Raw genomic sequence first — 21,935 nt, forward strand, 5'->3', positions numbered from 1 at the left:
ATAGCCATCAAGCTAAGAAATAAATATAGAAAGTCACTTTGTCTAATGATTATCTGTCAAAAAAAGACCGCACGAATCTAAAGAAGGACAAACACGCTGTTTTATCCTAATGAAATAGCTACCAAAATATCAAGACTGGTCTTTTTGCCCTTGCGTCGTGACTTCTTCCCGTTCTGCTCTAAGAAACGAAAGATTTCGCCCAGAAGATTACGTAAAAGAATGCCATCTGCCTGTATCGCTGGAAATAAATCAGGTAAAAAAGGAACCAATACAGACATAGCCTTCTGCTCACTTAATTCTTTCTGCGCTTTTTCATAGAGTAGCTCCCGCATTTTGAACATGGTAGTAGACAGTAGCCAAATCACTATCAATTTACTGTAGACATGACATTTTAACCGCTGAACATTGACTGGTTTTACCTTATCAATCGCAAAAGTAGATTTCCATATCTTGAATAAAAGTTCAATTTGCCACCTTAAAGAATATAATTCATGCACTTGTTGGATGCTTACTTTTTCAACAGGGCAATTGGTCAGATATACATTGAGTTTCTTTAAGTGATGGCTTTCTTTGCTCAGAACTTTTCGGCGATTCGCTACACGTGCGATTTGTTTTTCACGTGTGGCTTGTTCTTCTGGTTTTAGGGCATAGACAATCAGTCGCTGACCTAATAAGTGTTGTTTTCCACAGTATACTTCGGGATATTCTAGGCTCTCACCAGGCGGTAGTTCATCTGCCAGGCGTTTGAGATCCAGACGAAGATACTCTTCCTTTTTCTTGATTTTTCCGGTTCGTTTAGAGTATTCGGGTGCGGAATGTTTCACAGTAAATAGCGTGTTGATCTTCGTACGAGTCACATAGTATCCACCATCCGCTTGGATGGCTTGGTACTCTTTAAGTTTAAAATAGCCCAGGTCTCGAATGACTAAATCACCTGGAAGAATGTGCGCGGTATTTCTTAAGTACAACAGATGATCACTATCCTTTTCAGCCCCTAGAAATACTTCAATCATTTGACCGGTTGTCAGATCGTACTCCAATTGTATTTTCACACCGGCAGTATGACAGACACCACCTGAACCCGGAAAAGAGTCATGAAGCTTCGAATCTACACAAAAGGTCGTTGCATCTGCGATCCGAATCCGTCGAAAAAAAGTTTGTTCATTCATAAAAGAGCAGCCCGATGTGGGCATTTTTTCTTGTATTAACTGGTGAAAAAAAGATTCTAAAAAAAGTACGGCGGTCTCATTGAAGCGTTCATGTAATGCCTGAGGCGTAATCGACAAGTGGAGATGTCGCGCTAAATGAGCAGATAATTCTACCAAACTTTCTGTCGCAATTGACTGAGAGAAAAAAGCACAGGCAAGTAATTCATTGCCGCTGAATTTACTGTTTCTAACGGAAAAATGAGTATCGCGAGCAAGTGATTGAAGTTTCTTTGTATCAAACAGTTGATGGAGTGTCTCGCAAAAGTGTTGGAATTGTCTCTCTTTTGATGTTTTCATAATGAGTCCTCCTATCAAAAATTTCTATCCTCACCTTATTTTACTTTGTTTTTTGAGATTTTTGATAGAGGTCTCTTTCGAAAAAATAGTTATTTCTTAGCTTGATGGCTATGTGCATGTTACCTACCTGGTTCTTGAGACAGAACACTTCTGCTCCTGCGGTTACTCGTCGCACAAAAAGCTTGCTCCTGCGGTTACTCGTCGCACAAAAAGCTTGCTTAAGAAGTTATGAAAAAACCAACTCTCAGTAAGAAAGTTGGTTTTTTCTAAAATAATTCGCTGTGTGAACCTGTTCTTGCTAGTGCAAGAATCAGCTGTTCTTCTTTAACTTGATAGATTAATAGCCAGTCAGGAGTAATATGACACTCTCTAAAGCCTGCGTAGTTGCCCGTTAGTTGGTGGTCTTTATGTTTTTCAGGTAGAGCTTCTTGCTTTTGAAGCAACGTGATTATTTTCTCAAGTTCTTGAAGTGGCTTCCCTTGTTTTACCATTTTTTTGTAATCTTTTTTAAATTTAGAGGTATAAAAAATATCAAGCATTTAAATCCTCCATTAACTCTTTAACCGAAGAGAAGCCTCCTTGCAAATTCCCATCTTCTACATCTTTTATTGCTTGTAAAGTCTCACTATTTATTTTACGAATTTCAAACGGTATAGCTTGTTCTTTTACAGCCTGTTTTAAAAAGACAGTAATTGCACTTGTCATATTTAGTCCTAAATCATTGAACAACATTTCTGCTTGCTCCTTTAAATCTTCATCAACTGAAATATGAATTGGCTTTTTCTTAGTTGTTGACATCCCTATCCCTCATTTCCTTTCTTTTCTATATTATAACACAAAACAACATAATATATATTAATAAACAACATAATAAATACTGATAAAATGGTTTCCTGAAATCAGAAAACCATTCTACACATTTTTCTATTTATCTATTTTGTTAATCGCTTCTTCTAATTGCTTCGTTGCTGATTAAATTTGTTTTACTGTTACATTCTGTTCTTTTGACACTGAAACTAGTTGTTCTTTAGTAGCTTGAACATCATCAGGGTAAGGCAATGGTACATCGTCCAAACATGCTAAAGTTTCATTAGCTTCTTCAATTGCCTGTTTCATTGTAATAATGTTTTCATTTGAAGTCTCGGAACCTGGAGTTGAGATCTCTGGTCCTGATGTTAGCATAGAATTAGGACAAGGCAAAATGAGAACACTCTGACCGCACGGTACACTTTAAATGCCAGAAAAAATTATTAACTTAACAAAAGAGCTTTTTCTTCTTTCAAAGAAGTACAACTGGCATGCTTTGAGTACATCGAAGGGTTCTATAACTCCCAACGCCCTCATGGCACCCTAAATATGCTTACCAAATGAAATGGAGGATAAATACTTTGATTCTCACTAGGTATTTGCTCTTTTTGTGTGTCTACTTTATTGACATTTATCCAATATTCCCAAAGTCATCTTTATATCCTATGGAACGATCCATGAAAACTTTTACTTTTTTCACACTATTCCCTCCTCGTTCATTCTCATTATCAGACTAACAAAACTGTCACCTCATAGAAAGATATTTCTATGGAAAAAAATTTTAAAAAAAGCGATACTAAGAAAAGAGGTGAACATAATGAAAAAATTGATTGGACTACTAATCATCTTTCTGCTTCTTTCTGGAGGTGCTTGGTATGGTTACAATTACTATTACGGAGGAAAAGATTATTACACAAAGATCACAGTTACAGGAGATGCTGAAAATGGAATAAGCTCAACTGGAGAACCATTTACAAGCTATCATTACACACAAAAAGCCTACGATAAAGATGGGCATGAAGTCACTCAAAAAATGACTGAATACCGTGAAAAACCATTACGCATCGGTGCCTACTTAAAATTGAAAGTAAACAAACGTAAAGGAGTCCTCAGCTGGGAAGAAGTATCACAAAAAGATATTCCAGAAAAGGCTTTGAACCAAATAGAAGCAGCAAAGTAAGAAAAAGGACAGCTCCGGAATTCTCCAATTATTGAGAATATCCTGGAACTGTCTTTTTTATAATTGATTACTGATTTTTTCAATATTTTTCAACGTGATGGAAACTGTTCCATCTGGATTATTGACAAACTCAATCAGATCACTGTTTCTGTATACGTCAATTGGTACAATTAGTTCAATGCCGTTGTCCATTTTCAGTTTTTGCTTTCCGAATTTCTTCTCGGATATTTCCCTGGCCTCCCGAACCGGAGGTGTTTTATCGACAAACTTCGATTCGTTTACTTCTTCCTGATAAGCCATTCGAGCAGAAATATTTTCCTTGAACACCTGCTCAGCAATCTGCTGGTTATCGATGGTTCCAGTTTCTTCAATACTCTCATAAACAGCTTCCTTTACAGAAGCAATCAGTTCAAACTCATCCTCATCATATTTTTTTCCGATACGTTTGACCGCTTTTTTTATTTCCTTGATATTTTCTTCCAATGAAGGAGCCGGCTGAGACTGAATGACTTTTTCAGAAAAATACCAAATCTTTTCCCCAGAGAATTCGTAACGTTTTTCCAAAAGCTCGTAACTCAGAGTATCAAGGTTTATAATAATTCCTTCATCAGGTTTCTGCGTTTTAGAAGGAAGGATTGCCCGATTAATAATCAGTTTGTTATAAACAGCTTCATTTTCATAATCGACAAAATGTGTATAGTTTTCTTTATAGTTCAGTTTCAACATCGCCAAATGCAGAACAGTATCTTCTTCATATAGAACGACAAGAATATCCGCACTGGGACCATCCTCGCTTCCAGAATAACTATCGTACCAGTGCTGAACAATTTCCTGACTCTTTGGAATGAATTCGGAAGGAATACCATTTATTTTTTCCACGAATGGACTTTCAGCAACCAGAAGTCCTGTTTTTGTTTGAGCAGTTGACAGCTTATTTATTTTGTTCGTCAGATAAATACGAATGTATTCTGTGGTCAAATCCAGCTCATGTTCAGAAAAAACCGGTGTACCGGCTTCCCGGTCAATAATATGTAATGTCGCTTTTTTTAAATAGATATCCAATGGTTGTTATACTCCTTCTATTTTTCAATTGTATTTTGTTTTTTCCAAAAATATGGAATGATTCTATTTTTCAAGCATTAAAAGGAGGTTCCAAGCTGTTTTACTCTCAGAATTCCTTTCTTCTTGGTCAAATCCTATTCAGTCTACAGGAAATCTTGAAAAAAATCAAAATATCTTTTTGATGCGAATAGAGAAAAATTATTGAAAAAGCATCCTTCCCATATTCTAAAAATCACATTCTCTCATCACTAGCAACCCTGTTCATTGCCCAAAATTTTATAGCAAATAGCATAGTGCTTTTTGTGTTGAAACTAATCGGTACTTTTCATTCCAGTCAATAAAGATTTTTTTCTGAATTTTTTAAGCATGACAATACGCTGTAGAAAAACATAAAAATAGAAACCAGTACTACTAACTATCTGATTTCCTTTCAGTAAAGCATTCCAGCCTACGTCCTTTTTCTGCCTGTCCTTCCGTTTCTAGGAGAACCCAACAATATTATGTGGAATATAAGGTTCTTCCAAGTAAAAGATATCTGATGCAGACAGCTGAAAATCTACCGCTGAAGCTGCTGTTTCCACGTGCCTACTCTTTGTTGCCCCAATAATTGGCGCAGCTACCGAATCTTTCTGTAACAGCCATGCTAATGAAATATGCACTCTGCTCACCTGATATTTCTCAGCAAGCTCTGCCACTCGTTCAATAATTAAACGATCTTTATCAGCGGTTCCATCATATTTTGAACGGGCAATATCATCTGTTGTACTTCGCTCAGTCTGGACAGACAGCTCCCTTGTTAATCTTCCGGAAGCAAGCGGACTATAAGGTGTTAACGAAATTTTTTCAGATTGACAGTACGGAATCATTTCCCGTTCTTCCTCACGATAAATCAAATTTAAATGATTCTGCATGGAAATAAATTTGGTCCAGCCATTTTGTTCAGCAATATTCTGAGCTTTCTGAAATTGCCATGCATACATTGCTGAGGCGCCAATATAACGTGCTTTTCCTGATTTCACAACATCATGCAGCGCTTCCATTGTTTCCTCAATCGGTGTATTATAATCCCAGCGATGTATAATGTACAAATCCACATAATCTGTCTGCAGACGTTTCAGGCTATGATTGATTTCAGATAAAATTGCTTTTCTGGATAACCCTGAGCTGTTGGGTCCTTCGTGCATTTTCCCATGAACTTTGGTGGCTAACACAATTTCATCCCGATTCGCATAGTCCCTCAATGCCTTTCCTAGAATTTCTTCACTTCGACCAATCGAATACACATTGGCCGTATCAAAGAAATTAATTCCCAGCTCGATCGCCTTTCTGATAATAGGACGGCTCTCCTCATCATTCAATACCCATTTATGAACCCAGTTTCCCCGGTCACCAAAGCTCATTGCTCCTAAACAAATTCTCGAAATATCCATACCAGTATTCCCAAGTTTTGTATACTCCATTCCATAACGCTCCTCTCTTTACTTACTGTAACTATAACAGTTGAAGCGAACTTTAAGTCAAGAGAAATCCAGCATGCTATTTGTAATTTTTTACAATTAAACAAAGCTGATACAACTATTTCTTCTTGTTGTTCATTCCATCCTATTCCCCAGTATTTATGATACCACCATACAAAAAATATCAATCACTATCAACTGGTAGAGGATTTCCAATTGTTTCCACTTGAGCTTTCTTATTTTAAAGACAATCATTTGATTGAATTTAGGTTACCCTAAAAACGAGAGCAGATTCATTATAGAAAAAACAACGGATAACACAAAGAATAAATTTCTCCGCTATGCAAACAGCCTCAACTTATCTAAAATTAATCATACACTGGGACACTCCCCCTGATAGATTGTTATTGTGTATTGTATCAGCTTAAAAATTCCTACCTGATCAAGAAGGAGCATTACATGTGTACTTTCTGTTGTACCAGTAATGATTTGTATACTCTATTTTGGCGGAAATGAAACAGCACTCTGCAATCTATTGATCTATTCCCAGCCCTTTTTGAATATTACTTTACCTATTTTCATGATCCCTCACTTGCCCTAAAAAATCATGGGTAAACGATATAAACGTCCACTCTGAACTACAGTTCTCGGCTAGGGCTGTGCTGCTGCTGCTCTTATAGTCTTGGCTATTGAACCACTAGCCCCTATTCTTTTCGACTGAATAGAACAAATGGTCATCAGACAATAAAGATTAAATCTTTCATTGTCCGATGACCGCAATTTTTTTGCAGATTATTTTTTATAAATGATTTTTTTCTTATCATTTTAGCCTAATTGAATCCCTGCATCTTCCAAAGCAAGTTCAACGACTTCCATTACTTTCAGACTGTGCTCCAGCCTTCTTTCCGCAAATTTAGTATCATGTGCAGCGATGACCTGATTAAAGATCCAAAACTCCTCATACAAACGATGCTCTCCCAGTTTTTGATCAATAACCTGAGCTTCAGATTTATTCACCTGCAGTTCAACCTGATTGATAATACTTGTAGGTCCATTAATTATCATTGACCCCTGATTCCCTTGAATGGTCGAGCGAATCGCTGAAGCAGAATCCTTCGCACCAATGCAGACAACCTTTGTATTCGGATAATTCAAAAATAATAACCCGGATGTATCGATTCCCCGTTCAACATTTGCTTTATATTGAACACTTTCTGGCATTCCCAGCAATCCAACCACAAAATGAATATTATAAATATTGATATCCATCAGTGCCCCTCCGCCTTTTTTGGGATCAAAAGCAGGCAGGATTGTCCCTTCTTTAAACGCATCGTAACGTGATGAATACTGAGAATAATTGCATTCAATAATTTTTAATTCACCTAGCTTCGGCAAAGCGTCTTTGACCGCCTGATAGTTTGCTAAATACTGGTTAGTCACTGCTTCAATCAGTATCAGGTCATTTGCGTGCGCAATTTCCTTCAACTCCACCAGCTCAGACAGCCTCAAAGTGAATGGCTTTTCGCAGATAACATTTTTCCCATATTCCAAGGCCTTTTTAGCGTATGCATAATGCAAATGATTAGGAAGAGCTACATAGACAGTATCAAATGAATTATCGGTCAGACAATGGTCAAAATCCGTATACATCGCTTCAATCCCATAGTTTTCTTTTAAATTCTGCAAATTTTCTATACTTCTTGTTGTTCCGACAATAGCCTTTAATTCTATTTCCGGTATTGCTCCCACCATCGTCAAAAAATCTTTTACAATCATTCCCGCTCCGAGAATTGCCAGTTTCATAGATACAGCTCCTTTTCTATTACTGATTATTTCTGAATCATTTTGCTTCCTTCTTCAAGTATTTCCAGTTGTCGGATTGTTTCATTATCCTTAATCACTTTTTCTTTTCCATTGATGATTGTTTCATACAACCCGTCATAGACACGACTGTAGTCCCCCACCTCGGATACTACTTTTTCTTCATGGTACACACCATTTTCATCAATATAAGTCAGAATACCATAATGCTCCGGTAAATCAATCCCAAAATCACTATTTTCAGGCATATAAAACATTTTTAGATGCTCTTCCTGACGATCCTTCGTCTGCTTCACAAAAGTTCCCTTCTTACCATACACTGCAAAGCTTGGTCGCTCCTTCAATCTAAAGTAGCTCGATTTAACAGAAATCTTCTTCACATCATAATAAAAATCCAGATCAAAATAGTCATTCATCCGACCTTCTCCCAGCAGTTGACGAACATCATAGCGGATACTGTCCGGATTCCCAAAATAGGACAGTACCTGATCAATAGTATGACAGCCATGACCATACAAATAGCTTGAGTTTTTGGAGTATGCTTCTACACTTTCCGGAACTTCTGGACGGAAATAATCATAATGCATTCCCACTTCTAATATGTCACCCAGAATGCCGCTTTCGATCACTTTTTGAACTGTCAGAAAATCTGAGTCAAACCGACGATTTTGATAGCATTGAACAAGTAAACCTTTTTCTCCAGCTAAAGCAAACAGCTCTCTTGCTTCTTCAGCAGTTTCAGTAAATGGCTTTTCAACAAGCGCATTCTTACCATGCTCCAAGATCATCTTTCCATAATGAAAGTGGAGGTTGCTTGGTGTGGAAACCACAACCAGCTGAATCTCAGAATCACTAAAGATGTCATTAATCTCTGTAGTGTAATGCACACCAGGCAGCTTTGCCCAAGCAGTACTTTCTCTCGGCGAATAAATTGTCTTAACCTTGATTTTATCTGTTAGTTTTGTTGAAAATGGTAAATGATAGCGATTGGTACTTTTCCCATTTCCTATATAAGCGATTGTTAACATTGAAATTCCTCCTGTCATTTACTTGCACTTTTAATTATAGCTGCATTCTTTGATTTGATAAGACAAACATATAAAACAGGTCATCATTTTCATAATTTTGCTAAACACCAGCAAATTCTTGAACATAATGTTCAAAGATATTGAACATCTTTAACTGAAAATAGTCGCCCAAACAACCAAAATGCGTTACAATAAACAGCATCAGGGAGGAATTGGTATGTTAGTGATTGATAAACTGAAAGATCAGGAAATGTTCACTGTTACAGAAAAGAGAATAGCTGATTATATTTTACAAAATACAGCCGATATCCCAACGATTTATATAGCAGATTTGGCCAAGCTGACGTATGCTTCACATTCAGCAGTGATTCGATTGTGCAAGAAAATCGGCTGCAATGGGTTCCGGGAATTTAAACTGGCTGTTTCAGCTGTTGTTCACAGTCAATTGCATAAACCTGGACCTGTGAATGTTAATTTTCCTTTTGAGCCAAATGATCCTCCAATGGTTATTGCCAAGAAAATGGCTGATCTAACCATGGATGCAGTGAGAAAAACCTTTGTTCAGCTAGATGACAAAACACTTAATAATGCGGTTGAAATGATTTCTTCCGCAGAAAGAGTCTTTCTATTTTCCAAAGGTGATTCGCAGCTCCGGGCACGGAGCTTTCAAAATAAACTGATTAAAATAAATAAATTTGTCATTATTGCTGAAGAGTATTCAGATGAATCCTGGAATGCAGCAAGTTTAACAAAAAAAGACTGTGCCATTTTTATTTCTTATGCAGGGAGGAACGAAAAATATCATCGTATCCTGTCCTATTTTCAACAGGAAAGGGTTCCCAGTATTTTATTGACAGGGAACAATAAATCACCTTTAGTCAAACAGGTTTCTCTGCCAATTATTACGATACAGGACGAATATGATTTTGTTAAAATCGGAACATTTTCATCTCAAGTTTCATTTGAATATATTCTGGATACACTTTTCTCCATGCTGTACGCCAGAGAATTTCAAAAAAATCTGAAGGATTTGAAGAAAAAACAGGACCTGATTCAATCGGGAATACTTAGGGAAGAGGCATGAAAAATTACAAAGAGATTATCTATTTTGCTCTAGTCTATCTTAAAAAAAAGCAGCCGGAAAACCTTCTATTATGAAAAGTTTTCACGGCTGCTTTTTATAGTTTCTTTTGTTTTTTCAAGCGTAAGTTAATGTTAGTTATCTAATCCTATTTCTAAACTATCGCCTGTTTTCACATCTATTTTCACAAAAGCTTCTGAACGACCGTTTTGACCTTTTACTTTCCAGTAAATAGTTATCCGATCTCTTTCAAGAGACCCTTTGATTACTTCGTCCTATCCTGCTGTTTTCACAGCGACAACCATCGCTTTACCGATATCATAATCTCATCCAAATCAAGCTATTGGTTGTTTCTTTCCGCACCGTTCTGCTCATCTAAAATCCAGACATTCTTCTTTTTTCGCCACAGCTCCCGTTTTCGCCTCTATTTTTACTTCACAAACAGTGTCAGCTCTTCCTGATGCTCGTTAAAAAGCCCCAATGCTTCTGCTCCGTCTTAGGCATGGATTACATTGTACTCCTCAACCTTCAATTCTTCAGAAATAAAATTGTCCAGACTTTCTTCATCCTCCACCAGTAAAACACTGAGTAGCTGATTGATTTTCTCTGCACGATATGTTGTACACCTATCCCGACATTTCTTCGCCAGACAATTTAACTTATATTTTAATTATTCTAGTGATAGCTGGCAGGGGTTCGCTTGGTCCTCTCTTCTTTGAGAATTATAGAAGAAAACACATCCCCCAAATTTGAAACTTCGTATCTGTCCACGCCAACGACTCCTTTACCAGTACAAAAGTCTAGAAAAAATAACAATGAAAATCATATCGTTTATGTTCTGAATCAAAAATTTCTCTGCTATTTCCTACACACTTTTATTGATGGCAGATTATTAGAAATAAACGATTATTATTTATCAATTGCAAATTTTCTGATCAATAGCTATGCATTTCAGAAAAATATTTCTTCATACTTTTATTGTATTCCATTACTCAGCTTCTTTGCTTCCTTTAGATTTTTCTATATACAAGGGTAGTTATCCTTTTATGGTCATCATTTATTTTCATGGTAAAGGCGGCATTCCTTCTGGTGAAGTTTCGCTCCATGTTTTGCCGTTATCCGTGGAGTATTCAGTTCTTCCGTCGTTTATGCGGAATTGTATCACCGTGCCGTCGTCTGCCTGATATTGCCCAAATTGCTCACCACCGTCAGCCTCGCCGCCATTATGATTCCCATACGTATCATTATCCCTATTGCCATAAGCATTCTCCCCGTTTTGAAACGGCTGTCCGTAACTTGGCTGATTTTGCGGAATTTGACTGCCATTATTGTCTAAAGATCTCCAAATTTGAAAAGCGAACATTGCAATACCAGTAATAAAAATACCGCAAAGCAGAGTGAGAATAACTGGACTCTTCTTTTTCATCGATACATCTTTAGGATAGCGATAGGGCTGTCCCTGCGAGGGATTAGAGTACAGGTACGGCTGTGCCGGAGTTTCATCCAAAAACTCGTCCAATGCATACCCTTCATTATCATTATTTCCATTCATCTGCTACGACTCCCTTCTTTGCTTTATTACATTAAGCCGTCCATCCTGTATACCATATACCACATCAGCAATAGAAGTCACTTTTCGTGAATGGGTCACAATAATAACACAGCGATTTTCTTCATGTGCCAAGGCTGTGAAAGTATTCAAAATATCTTTTTCAGTATCTTTATCAAGATTTCCAGTAGGCTCATCGGCAATGAGTATAGCAGGATTATGTGCCAAAGCTCTCGCAATGCCCACTCGTTGCTGTTCGCCACCAGACATCTTAAGAATTTTACGGTCTGCAGTTTCCCTATCAATACCTACCTTTTCAAGCAATCTATAGGCATAAGTTTTTTTATCTTTTTCATGAGACTTACTGATGTGCATTGACAATACAATATTCTGTACCGCAGTTGCATTCGTTAAGAGATTATATCCTTGAAAAATAACGCCAACATTCTCAGCACGGTATTTGTCTCTATCAATTTTTTTCAAACTCATATCTCCGCACAAAATTTCACCGCTTGTAGCTGTATCTAATCCTGAAATAAGAGAAAGCAGTGTGGATTTACCAGCCCCCGATTTACCTACAATAGTATAAACATAACCTTTCTCAAAAGCGGCATCAATGCCCTTTAATACATTCTTTTTTGTATCCTCATATTGATAGGTCACGTTGTTCAGTGTTAATACGTTTGTCATTTTTCTCACCTAGTTCCTTTCCATGAGTATTTTAATCGGTTCATATTTTACAATCTTTCTTGTAGTGATAATACCGGATAGTGAAGATAATAGAAGTGCTATCCCCACAATTTCAATAATCGTCATAAGTTCAAGAGAAATATCAAGATTTTTAAGTGGTTGTGTATTGGATTCATCAGGATTTCCCCCTATTTGTGTTAATGATGCACCTGGCGACAAAATATTATTATTGTTTGCAGCTTCTTCAGCTGCCGCAACCTGTTGCTCCAGCATCATGTTAGTTACGGGTTGTGCAGCAAGACCGCCAACTCCAAGCCCGATAATCAGACATATCGTGGTTATAACTAAGGTTTCACACCAAAGCCCTGCTAAGATTTTAGATTTTTTCATACCCATTGCCCGAAGAACACCGATTTCATATTTACGTTCACGGATAGCGATAGAAGAAAGCAATGCTAAGATAATTGCTCCAAAAGCAAGTACAATGATAACAAAAGTGACTGATATATTTTTCAGTCCTTCAACAGGACCGACTACCTTGCTGTAGCTACTTGAGTCGGTTGTAACATCAAACACACTTTCAAGTCCTTTTTCCTTAACTTCAGCAGTAAAAGCATCGAGCAAATCAGGATTTTTAAGATAATATTTTGCAGCTACTTCAATCCCAAACAATCCATCCACAATTTTTTCACTCAGTGTTTCAAAAGTAGTCAGAATTTCATTACGGCGGTTAGCATAAGCATTTTCCATCATACCAGCGCTGTATTCATCGGTGATATCGGTATAAGTCCCAACAATAGTCATTTTCCATTCAATATCAGTATAATTTGAATTTTCGGGAGTATCCCCTACTTCCTCCAGTGCAGAAGTAACCGTAATTGTATCACCAATTTTAAGTCCGCTGCTCTCCAAAAGTTCTTTACTGATTATACATTCATCTCTATTTTTAGGATAACTGCTACCAGTAGTAAGTTCACGCAGGCCGTTTTCAAAATCCATATAATCTCCTGCCATAATTTTGTGGTAATAATTCCTGCCGACTTGCTCAGTTATTAAATCTCCTCCCTCGGTTTTAGAGCTGAGAGATGGACCGCCGCCCGTACCTTTTTCTTTATCGATAGGGTTTAACTGGTCACTGTTGCCTTTAGTAGTTGCGGTATAAATACTGCTTTGTAAATAATCCGATTCCCCGAATTTAATTAAATCCTCCGAACTGATTTTAGGTTGTCTTATTATAAGATTATCACCTGTGTTATTTTTCATTGCTTCCTCTTGCACCCTCTGCATATTAGGCGAAATGTTGACTTCCGAGCCAAATCGTGTTTTATAATCAGTTATTGCACCATTTGCGGTGTTGTTAATCATCAGAGCCGTTACCACTGACACGATTATGACAAAAATGATTCCACCAATCATCAAGTTTCGTCCACGGTTGCGAACAAGGTTTTGTAATGCATTTTTGACAATGTACATATTCATAAACTCCTTTTCTAATTTTGGTTTGTTTTGTCAATACCAATTGCTTTCCATAGCTGCTGCCTTGCTATGGTTAATAGTTTGATATCCGAACCTTGCATGGACCTGTACTGAAATAAAAAATTTAGAATTCTCTGAAAATAATTTCAAAAAAAACTTACCAATAAAACACCTCGGAGTCGAAAAGTAAAAAATACTTTTCGACTCCGAGGTACTGGAAAAAGGATAAAATATCAGATATGTTTTAGATTTCAAATGTAAAAGTAAATTCAGTCCATTCATTTTCCATGCTTTTAGCGGTAATTTTCCCATCAATCTGTTCCACTATACTTTTAGCGATAGATAATCCAAGTCCATAACTATTTTCATCATTGCTTCGTACAGTATCAGAACGGTAGAAGCGGTCAAAAACATGGGGGAGGTCTTTTGCAGAGATTCCTTTTCCCGTATTTTTCACTGTACAGGATACACGGTTTCTCATCCTCTGTACCGTTATCTCAATACTGCCGCTTTCATCCGTATATTTGATTGCATTTTCATATAGTATAATAAATACTTGACGGAGAAAATCCACATATCCATAAATATCCCCAGCAAACTCGATTCTTCGTTCTATTCGTAAATTCTTGATTGCAGCAGCGGCATCCATTGACTGCATAACCTCATGAATCATCGCTGATATATCAAAAGATTGCTTTTCGGTTTTGGTCTCCATTCCCTCTATCTTTGCAAGAGTTAAAAGTCTATTTATAAGTTTACTCATTCTATCAGTACCGATTCTAATATAACCAAGCCACTCCTTTTGGCTTTTGATGGTTTCATCCTCATTGGCTTCTAAAACATCACAATTGGTCATGATAGTAGTCAACGGTGTTTTTAATTCGTGAGATGCATCGGCTATAAATTGCTTCTGCTTTTCCCAGCTTTCCGAGATAGGCTCGATGGCTCGATTGGCGTAAATGATACTGATAACAAAAATAACAGCCAACATTCCCATTCCTACAAGTAAAAAGGTTATTGCTAAGTTACTTAAATTCTTCTGCATATCAGTAACATCTAAGAACAAGATTTGAAACTGCTCTTCGGATTCAAACCTTGTTTGCTCGCCATTTTGTATATGGGTAATTTGCAAAGGTGCAATTTTATACCTCCATGTACGTCCTGCTATAACAATAGCGGAATCGTTATTTTCTTCCCATGCAATACTTGCAGCCTCGGCATATTGAGTGCCGGATATATCAATCAAACTATTTATTTCCAAAATATTTCCAAACTTGTCAACAGTGAGAATAAACGAGGGAGCATAGTCGGAGGTGACCTTATTAAATGAAGTAACCCGTTTCTCATCAACGCTTTTGCCCGACGAATCTACACCAGAATCTTCTGGAGATTCCGATTCACTAACGGTAAACGATCCTGTCACATTATTGAGCTTTTGTTCAATTTCTGACTGGGTATTTCTGTATGTAGTCAAATAAACAACGCAAAAAGCGGTCAACATCACAATTGATGTAACAAGTATATTCAAAACCAAAAATTTATTGCGTAGCTTTTTAAACATTTTTTATTCCCCTCCGGTTAACGTGTATCCGGCTCCACGTATGGTATTTATAGATATTCGTGATTTGACTCGCGTTAATTGTTTGCGTAAACGTGATATGTGGATTTCCACATGATTGTCCTCCGCTTCAGTATCATACCCCCAAACTCTTTCAATAATAGTATTCTTTGAAACCACGATATTTCTATTATCAATTAAAAGTTCTAAAAGCTGCCCTTCTTTTAATTTAAGCATAGTCTCATTTTTGACGCATTTCAATACAAGCGTATGAGGCGAAAATTCAATATCTCCAAAAGTAATCACACCATTGTTGCGTAGTTCCGGCTTTCTGCGGTGTAGAGCACGCAAGCGTGCTAAAAGCTCATCGGTATGAAAAGGCTTTGCAAGATAATCATCTGCTCCAAAATCAAGACCTTTAACCTTGTCCTCAATTTGCCCTTTTGCAGTCAATAGAATTACCGGGGTACCAATTCCGATTTTTCGAATTTCACTGAGTATTGTTAGACCATCTCTTCCAGGCAACATAATATCTAATATAATTATGTCATAAATGGACGAACGTGCGTAAGCAAGCCCTTCTGATCCATCATGTACTAAATCCACAGTATAATGATTTTTTTTTAATATTTCGGCAACAGCTTTCGCCATATATTTTTCATCTTCAACCATTAAAACACGCATGGAAACTCCTCCTAAAACTCATATAATAGAAATAATAACATCCAAACCTGTACTGAACCTGTATTAAAAATTTATTTTTTTCGCAATTTTTTAGTTTTTCCCTACCCTCTTAAAGTGTGTGATTATATTGTAAAACATTAGTATTACATAAAAGAAAACAGAATATTCATCTTTCATTAAAAAGAAGCTGTTCTAACATAGAGTATGACTTTCTCGAGAAAATTTACAACGATCTATTTTCATGAAAATCTGGTCCAACATACAAGCATTGACTGCAACTCAAATAGGAATCAATTATTCAAATGAGCGAAAAATCATATAGCAAAACAAGGAGTAGCTCGTTGTTTTCGCTTCACTTGTTTCATTGCTTCCTTTAGATTTTCTGGTTCTAGAATTTGAATTATTTGTTTTCTGTATACATGTGTGTTACTCCCTTCTTTCTCGTATTCTGCTAGTGGCCTTGTATCTTCTCTCAATTGAAATTTCCTAACAATAAAATTGTTCAGCCGTTCACTTTTACCAGCTTTCGCTAGTTGCCTTCATTACTATAGTATCCGCTCCTGTGATTACTCATCACAGTCTTTATATTTGCGGAATAACCGCAGGTACAAAAAGAATTTTGGCTAACTTCTCACATTCCGGGTTTCTACCACTGAAGACTTTTGGTACAGAGATATGGGATTAAAGCTCAAACTCTTCCTCCCCATCTATCCGTCACATTTACATCGTTTGATTGACCCAGTAACTATTGGGCTTCAACTTCTCTTGCAGTCCTCTCCTCAACCCCTGCTTTCTATATGATTCCTGTTCGTTGGAACAGAGATTTGTCTACAACTTCCTTCAGTTTCCACGTCACTATAGATACCCTTGTTTTCAACTAAGGACTTTTCGTTAATAGGATGTAATCAGGGACTTTGACCTTTAGAATTTGACCCTGCCAGACAAACGAAAGACAGGATTTGCCTAAATGCAAATCCTGCCTTAATTAATAAGAAACCTTCACCAAAAATCAATTTATTCTTCTATCATTTTTAAAACAAGTCTAAATTATTTTCTTTATCTTTTTTCTTTTTCAGGAAATAAGCACCAGCTACCATAATCATACCTGAAATAGCAGACATGAAGCTGCTTTCTTTAACCCCTGTTTTTGGTAATTCTTTTTCTGAAGACTTAATTGCTTCTGTTTTAACAGCTTTTTGTTCATTTCCTGCATCAGGAGCTGGATCAGCCGGTGTTACAACCTCTTTATCTTTTACAGTCAGAGTCATTGTTGTTTCCGCCATTTTTTCTCCACGTAGTGCATAGAAGCGAATGGTGTGTACGCCGGCTTCAACCAACGTACTGTCCGAAGCCTTAACCATAATAGGATCACCTGCTATTTCAAAACCAACAGCTTCAGCATTTTCAGCCACTGCCCACTCAAGAATCATATCTTCAGTCAGTTTATCACCAACATACATAACCTTATCTTCAACAGAAATTGTCGGTTCGATTGAATCTACGACATTCAGTGTAATTGTTTTTGTCACAGTATTCTCAATAGAATTTGTAAATGAATATTCAATTGTAAATGTACCCGGTACGGTTGTATCAATTGGTCCGTCAAGTACTGTAAAATCTGTAACTGCTAAACCTGTTCCATCAACTGAATCACTTGCTGTTGCCCAGCTCAGAATCATCTCATCAGTAACAGCTGTACCGATTTCAACAGTCTGATCAGCAGCTTCAATTGTCACTTCTCTTTCAATAACTGTTACAGAGATTTGTGCAGTTGTTGTATTTCCTGCAGAGTTGGTTACTGAGTAATCCACTGTATAAACAGCACCTATTACAGATGTATCAATATCACCTTCAACAACTGTATAAGAAACCGCAAGGTCTGTATCCACAGGATCTGTCACTGTTGCCCACCCTAGAATCATATCAGATGTAACTTCCTGACCTTCAAAAACTTCCTGATCTGCAGCAGTAATAGTTGCTGTTCTCTCAACTACATTTACTGTAATAGTTTTTGTTTCAGTTGTTCCGTAAGAATTAGTTGCTGCATAAGTCACATTATATGTTCCCGTGGTGCTTGCATCAACATCGTTTGCAGTAACTGTTACTGCAAGTGTACCGTCTTTTTCGTCTGTTGCACTTGCATAAGCTAATGGATCAAATGCTTCGCCCTGCATAATAGTTACATCCTCAGCAGTAATTGTCACTATACTTGCTGCAACTGTAATGGTTACTGTTTTTCTTTCAACAACACCACTGGCTGTTTTAGCTGAGTAAGTGATTGGGTAGTCTCCTGGTGTTGTTGTATCAACTGTTCCATAAACAGCAATTCCTTTATCAGAAGCTCCATCATAGGCTCCTAAAGTAACAGTAGAGCCGTCCGCTTTAATTTCATTTGCAGTCACACCTTCTAATGGGTTAAATGTATCACCCAAGAAAACAGTGCGATCTGAAGCTTCCAATGAAATTCCTTTAATTACTTTAATATTTACTGTTGTCTCTGCAAAAGTTCCGTATTTTAAGGATTCTACAACGACAGAGAGTTGGTAATCACCCACATCTCCTCCGCCAGCAGAACCACTAGTATAGAGATGATATTCAGAAGGATCAGTTATACTGCCATCTGGATTTTTTACAACTATACGATTTTTGATTTCAGTTATGAAATCACCATTTTGTGCAACTGTGAAATCTGAAATTGACACATCCAGCATACCATAATAACTGTCATCAACAACATAGACATCCGTTGTTGCCGTAGTTACTTTACCAGCAGAATTTTCTACTGAATAAGTAACAGTATAAGGAGTCTCATTTTCTACATTAATATTAACGTTATTACTTGTTACAACTATTTTAGATGAAATATTTCCATCAACATTATCGAAAGCATATACACCTTCCAGAGGATTAAATGCTTTACCCAATCTGATTGTTTTAATTGGAACTACTGAAATTATCGGTGCATCCGCTTCACTAGGAACTGGTGGAATATGCGTAATGTCAACATCAGGAGTTGTACCAGGTACTTCAGGCTCAGCAGGCGTAGCTCCTGGCAGTTCTACTGGTGGCAGTTCTGCTGAAGGCAGCTCAACTGATGGAAGTTCATTTGAAGGTGCAGCTTCTTCAGCGGCAGGTTCTTCCACTACTGCTTCCTCTTCCACCACCGGAGCTTCTGCAACAGGTGCTGCAGGTGTAATTTCCTCAGCAGCAGGTACAACTGTTTCTGAAACAGCTGTTGCTGTTGAATCTGCTGTCTGTTCAACTGAATCTGCCAATGCAACTTGAGCATTTAATAATGTTGGTGCCAGCAGTGTCACCAGTGTTAATTTAACCATTTTCTTACTTTTCATTTCTTTCTCCTTTTCTGGGTAATTAATATTTTTTACTGATAATTGAAGCCAATAAAAAAACTTTGCAGCTAACTAACAAATAACAACAATAACATGTCTTTTCAAATAACGCTTTCACATCAGTATATATATATAATACCTTATAACTTGGTAAAAGGTTACACTAAAAATTAATTTTTTCACTTTTTTGAACAATTTTTTTTAATTCCTTAGTGATAACAATAAAAAGTTTGATTTCTTCAAAAAAAGGAATCAAACTTTTTCAATATGAATATAAATGTTTTACCTGTCTATCTCAATCAGAGCATTTCATGCCAACTTGCTGCTGGTGCTCTGACCAAAATATAAATTACATAAAAAATATTCTATTAATGATGTTCAATGATAGGAAATTTTTAACTTGTATGCTTTGTGGAATGGTATACAGACGACAATCTTTGAATGTGTAAACATTCATCCTTAATTGGCAGCTGTTCCAATTAACAGAAGAGAACAACTTGGTGTTTTCTACCGAGTTGTTCTCCCATGCTGAATGCACATTTCTTAGGTTAGAAGCAGAACTGACAATTTCACTAGATATTCCTACAATAAATAAAATCCTTGTATCTACGAGTCTCACAATATTCGATGTTCAATACAAATGCATCTATTTAGAAAAGCGTTGGCATGTCTTGTATGCCCTCTTCAGACAAGCAAAAACTGGCACAGCCTCTTACTTATCTATTTTCATTCAAACCTATTCAAATTCTATTGATAATAGAGTTGTTCTGATGGATAGGCAGGTGTACAGGTAATATCAATGCCTAATTTCCTCAATGTCTGTTCATTACTTTTGCCCAGCAGAACAGTTGAATGCCCTTGTGCTCCTTCCAGCTCTGCCAACTTTTCATAAGCCCTCTGTGCGGTAGGGTTAGTAACTGCACTGATCGCAAGAGCAATCAGTACCTCGCTGATTGTCAAAGAACTGTTTGAAATATGCATTTCATTCTTCTTTAATCGTTGAATGGTTTCCAGTGTAATTGGTGATAGTAAATGAATGTCATCGTCAATATTTGCCAATGTCTTAATCGCATTCAAAATAACCGATGCAGAAGCTTCCATCAGCGATGTAGTTCGGCCGGTAATAATCTCTCCTGACGGTAATTCCAGTGCAATCACTGCAATTGGATCAGTCGTAGATGATTCGAATGTTGCTGCATAATCGTGTGAAGGCGTAACAACTTTTCTATCCTCCGGTTTTAAACCGACTTCCTCCATAATCAAACTGATACGGCTGACTGCTTCCTCATTCACCAGTCCTTTTTTAAAATCACATTCTATTTGGAAATAGCGTCGAATGATCTCCTGACGAGAGGCTTCTTGAACCACTTCATCATCAATAATCCCAGATTCTATTCTGTTAACGCCCATATCTGTTGGAGATTTATAGACAGATTCCTGACCGGTTATTTTTTCAATAATCCGCTTTATAACAGGAAATGTTTCAACGTCCCGATTATAATTGACAGCCATTTCCTGATAGTAATCCCAGTGGAAAGAGTCGATCATATTGACATCCCCCAAATCTGCAGTAGCAGCTTCATAAGCAATGTTCAATGGATGCTTCAGCGGAACATTCCAAACAGGGAATGTTTCAAATTTAGAATACCCTGCATTATGTCCTTTTTTACTTTCATGATAGAGCTGACTAAGACAAGTAGATAGCTTACCGCTTCCCGGACCCGGTGCAGTCACTATAACGATCGGCTTTTCAGTTTCAATGTATTCATTCTTACCGAAACCTTCCTCAGAAACAATTTTTTCAACATTTAAAGGATAGTTTTCGATTGCTTCATGTTTATATACTTTGATATTGCGGCGCTCGAGCTTATTGATAAACACTTTCGTTGCCGGCTGATTATTATAACGGGTAATTACCACACTGTTAATAAACAAACCATATCCTCTCAATTCATCAATTAGTCGAAGAATATCCATATCATAGGTGATTCCATAATCGCCGCGGATTTTATTTCTTTCAATGTCTCCTGCATAAAGACAAATCAAGATTTCTGCCTGATCTTTTAGCTTTTGGAGCAGCTTGACTTTGCTGTTCTCCTGAAAACCTGGAAGAACTCTTTTAGCGTGTTTATCGTCAACTAATTTACCGCCAAACTCCAAGTACAATTTATCGTACTGGTTCACACGTTCCAATATATATTGGGACTGCTCTGTAAGATATTTTTCTGAATCAAATCCAATCTTCCTCACTAAGTCTCCTCCTTGTCTTTCCCATAACATTCTTCCATTAATAAAGACTTTCGTCAACCGAAAACTGATACAAAATCAAAGAAATGTTAAAAACCAGTCTAAGTGTTTGCAAGGAGTTGTAAGAAGCAGAAAATGAAAAGATACCCAGTAATTACTAACGCTTCCTTCATTATAAAAAATGTTGTTCGTAGTGAGCAATTCATCCAATAGAATTGTGCTATTGGAATAAGGAGAATGTTTAGTATTTAAAGAAAAACGGCAACCTGAAAAAGTATACAAAAATGAAGTACGAGGTTGTGACAAAGCTTCTCCATGCGACGAGTAACCGCAGGAGCACTTGCACGAACTTAATTGCGACGAGTAACCGCAGGAGCAGAAGTGTTCTAGCTCAAGAACCAAGCAGGTATCATCTACTCTGACAAGTCAATCGTAGTGAT

17 protein-coding genes and 1 pseudogene are annotated in these 21,935 nt (G+C 37.2%); 3 read left to right on the top strand and 15 right to left on the bottom strand.

Translation table 11 applies throughout. The features are described from left to right. Window positions 1-101: 101 nt before the first annotated feature. The 4 genes from LI951_RS02230 to LI951_RS02245 all read right to left on the bottom strand — a co-directional run bounded on the left by LI951_RS02230 (window position 102) and on the right by LI951_RS02245 (window position 2,621). Window positions 102-1,505, bottom strand: coding sequence for an IS4 family transposase (locus LI951_RS02230; protein WP_229441130.1), 1,404 nt, complete (start codon window positions 1,503-1,505; stop codon window positions 102-104). A 266-nt stretch (window positions 1,506-1,771) separates the two neighbouring features. Continuing rightward, window positions 1,772-2,044, bottom strand: coding sequence for a type II toxin-antitoxin system YafQ family toxin (locus LI951_RS02235; protein WP_202069282.1), 273 nt, complete (start codon window positions 2,042-2,044; stop codon window positions 1,772-1,774). Continuing rightward, window positions 2,037-2,303, bottom strand: a complete 267-nt coding sequence (locus tag LI951_RS02240) for a type II toxin-antitoxin system RelB/DinJ family antitoxin (RefSeq protein ID WP_202069283.1) — start codon at window positions 2,301-2,303, stop codon at window positions 2,037-2,039. The genes LI951_RS02235 and LI951_RS02240 overlap by 8 nt, the downstream gene beginning before the upstream one ends. A 174-nt stretch (window positions 2,304-2,477) precedes the next feature. After that, window positions 2,478-2,621 (bottom strand): hypothetical protein, encoded by a 144-nt coding sequence (locus LI951_RS02245; RefSeq protein ID WP_202069284.1) that lies wholly within the window; start codon window positions 2,619-2,621, stop codon window positions 2,478-2,480. 153 nt (window positions 2,622-2,774) lie between these two features. Between LI951_RS02245 and LI951_RS15305 the strand changes: the two are divergent. Together LI951_RS15305 and LI951_RS02250 are read left to right on the top strand one after the other, a co-directional pair. After that, window positions 2,775-2,876 (top strand): annotated as a pseudogene (locus LI951_RS15305) (IS3 family transposase); the annotation flags it as partial. Between the two features lie 253 nt (window positions 2,877-3,129). Further along, window positions 3,130-3,492 carry a YxeA family protein gene (locus tag LI951_RS02250; protein WP_229441131.1) on the top strand — a complete coding sequence of 121 codons (363 nt, stop codon included), beginning with the start codon at window positions 3,130-3,132 and terminating at the stop codon, window positions 3,490-3,492. Window positions 3,493-3,549: 57 nt separating this feature from the next. On the opposite strand, the gene LI951_RS02255 is transcribed toward LI951_RS02250, so the two are convergent. The 4 genes from LI951_RS02255 to LI951_RS02270 all read right to left on the bottom strand — a co-directional run bounded on the left by LI951_RS02255 (window position 3,550) and on the right by LI951_RS02270 (window position 8,860). Next, the gene (locus tag LI951_RS02255) at window positions 3,550-4,554 is read right to left on the bottom strand and encodes a nucleoid-associated protein (RefSeq protein ID WP_202069286.1); all 1,005 of its coding nucleotides are present in this window, start codon (window positions 4,552-4,554) and stop codon (window positions 3,550-3,552) included. A 479-nt stretch (window positions 4,555-5,033) separates the two neighbouring features. Next, on the bottom strand, window positions 5,034-6,014 hold the full coding sequence (locus LI951_RS02260; RefSeq protein ID WP_229441132.1) for an aldo/keto reductase: 981 nt from the start codon (window positions 6,012-6,014) through the stop codon (window positions 5,034-5,036). An 822-nt stretch (window positions 6,015-6,836) separates the two neighbouring features. Beyond that, window positions 6,837-7,814 (bottom strand): Gfo/Idh/MocA family protein, encoded by a 978-nt coding sequence (locus tag LI951_RS02265; protein WP_229441133.1) that lies wholly within the window; start codon window positions 7,812-7,814, stop codon window positions 6,837-6,839. 26 nt (window positions 7,815-7,840) lie between these two features. Next, on the bottom strand, window positions 7,841-8,860 hold the full coding sequence (locus tag LI951_RS02270; RefSeq protein ID WP_229441134.1) for a Gfo/Idh/MocA family oxidoreductase: 1,020 nt from the start codon (window positions 8,858-8,860) through the stop codon (window positions 7,841-7,843). A 217-nt stretch (window positions 8,861-9,077) separates the two neighbouring features. Between LI951_RS02270 and LI951_RS02275 the strand changes: the two genes are divergently transcribed. Beyond that, window positions 9,078-9,944, top strand: coding sequence for a MurR/RpiR family transcriptional regulator (locus tag LI951_RS02275; protein ID WP_202068674.1), 867 nt, complete (start codon window positions 9,078-9,080; stop codon window positions 9,942-9,944). A 1,060-nt stretch (window positions 9,945-11,004) separates the two neighbouring features. Here the strand turns inward: LI951_RS02275 and LI951_RS02280 are convergent. The 7 genes from LI951_RS02280 to LI951_RS02310 all read right to left on the bottom strand — a co-directional run bounded on the left by LI951_RS02280 (window position 11,005) and on the right by LI951_RS02310 (window position 21,498). After that, a complete protein-coding gene (locus LI951_RS02280) occupies window positions 11,005-11,493 on the bottom strand; it encodes a hypothetical protein (protein WP_202068675.1) in 489 nt (162 codons plus the stop codon). A 3-nt stretch (window positions 11,494-11,496) separates the two neighbouring features. After that, window positions 11,497-12,180: an ABC transporter ATP-binding protein gene (locus tag LI951_RS02285; RefSeq protein ID WP_202068676.1), complete on the bottom strand. Its 684-nt coding sequence runs from the start codon at window positions 12,178-12,180 to the stop codon at window positions 11,497-11,499. A gap of 9 nt (window positions 12,181-12,189) precedes the next feature. Beyond that, entirely contained in the window at window positions 12,190-13,653 is a 1,464-nt protein-coding gene (locus LI951_RS02290; RefSeq protein WP_229441135.1) for an ABC transporter permease, read from the bottom strand. Window positions 13,654-13,900: 247 nt separating this feature from the next. After that, window positions 13,901-15,217 (bottom strand): sensor histidine kinase, encoded by a 1,317-nt coding sequence (locus LI951_RS02295; RefSeq protein WP_229441136.1) that lies wholly within the window; start codon window positions 15,215-15,217, stop codon window positions 13,901-13,903. 3 nt (window positions 15,218-15,220) lie between these two features. Further along, the gene (locus tag LI951_RS02300) at window positions 15,221-15,898 is read right to left on the bottom strand and encodes a response regulator transcription factor (protein ID WP_229441137.1); all 678 of its coding nucleotides are present in this window, start codon (window positions 15,896-15,898) and stop codon (window positions 15,221-15,223) included. A 1,031-nt stretch (window positions 15,899-16,929) separates the two neighbouring features. Beyond that, complete coding sequence (locus LI951_RS02305; RefSeq protein ID WP_229441138.1) at window positions 16,930-19,248, bottom strand: immunoglobulin-like domain-containing protein; 2,319 nt, start codon at window positions 19,246-19,248, stop codon at window positions 16,930-16,932. A 747-nt stretch (window positions 19,249-19,995) separates the two neighbouring features. Then, window positions 19,996-21,498 (bottom strand): DUF1846 domain-containing protein, encoded by a 1,503-nt coding sequence (locus tag LI951_RS02310; protein ID WP_202068683.1) that lies wholly within the window; start codon window positions 21,496-21,498, stop codon window positions 19,996-19,998. Window positions 21,499-21,935 lie beyond the last annotated feature (437 nt).

It is taken from the genome of Enterococcus sp. BWT-B8 (assembly GCF_020567625.1).
Classification (GTDB): Bacteria; Bacillota; Bacilli; order Lactobacillales; family Enterococcaceae; genus Enterococcus_L.

Coding starts and splice junctions, on each gene's coding strand:
- LI951_RS02230 (WP_229441130.1), bottom strand. CDS start 1,505: ATGAAAACATCAAAAGAGAGACAATTCCAACACTTTTGCGAGACACTC.
- LI951_RS02235 (WP_202069282.1), bottom strand. CDS start 2,044: ATGCTTGATATTTTTTATACCTCTAAATTTAAAAAAGATTACAAAAAA.
- LI951_RS02240 (WP_202069283.1), bottom strand. CDS start 2,303: ATGTCAACAACTAAGAAAAAGCCAATTCATATTTCAGTTGATGAAGAT.
- LI951_RS02245 (WP_202069284.1), bottom strand. CDS start 2,621: ATGAAACAGGCAATTGAAGAAGCTAATGAAACTTTAGCATGTTTGGAC.
- LI951_RS02250 (WP_229441131.1), top strand. CDS start 3,130: ATGAAAAAATTGATTGGACTACTAATCATCTTTCTGCTTCTTTCTGGA.
- LI951_RS02260 (WP_229441132.1), bottom strand. CDS start 6,014: ATGGAGTATACAAAACTTGGGAATACTGGTATGGATATTTCGAGAATT.
- LI951_RS02265 (WP_229441133.1), bottom strand. CDS start 7,814: ATGAAACTGGCAATTCTCGGAGCGGGAATGATTGTAAAAGATTTTTTG.
- LI951_RS02270 (WP_229441134.1), bottom strand. CDS start 8,860: ATGTTAACAATCGCTTATATAGGAAATGGGAAAAGTACCAATCGCTAT.
- LI951_RS02275 (WP_202068674.1), top strand. CDS start 9,078: ATGTTAGTGATTGATAAACTGAAAGATCAGGAAATGTTCACTGTTACA.
- LI951_RS02280 (WP_202068675.1), bottom strand. CDS start 11,493: ATGAATGGAAATAATGATAATGAAGGGTATGCATTGGACGAGTTTTTG.
- LI951_RS02285 (WP_202068676.1), bottom strand. CDS start 12,180: ATGACAAACGTATTAACACTGAACAACGTGACCTATCAATATGAGGAT.
- LI951_RS02290 (WP_229441135.1), bottom strand. CDS start 13,653: ATGTACATTGTCAAAAATGCATTACAAAACCTTGTTCGCAACCGTGGA.
- LI951_RS02295 (WP_229441136.1), bottom strand. CDS start 15,217: ATGTTTAAAAAGCTACGCAATAAATTTTTGGTTTTGAATATACTTGTT.
- LI951_RS02300 (WP_229441137.1), bottom strand. CDS start 15,898: ATGCGTGTTTTAATGGTTGAAGATGAAAAATATATGGCGAAAGCTGTT.
- LI951_RS02305 (WP_229441138.1), bottom strand. CDS start 19,248: ATGAAAAGTAAGAAAATGGTTAAATTAACACTGGTGACACTGCTGGCA.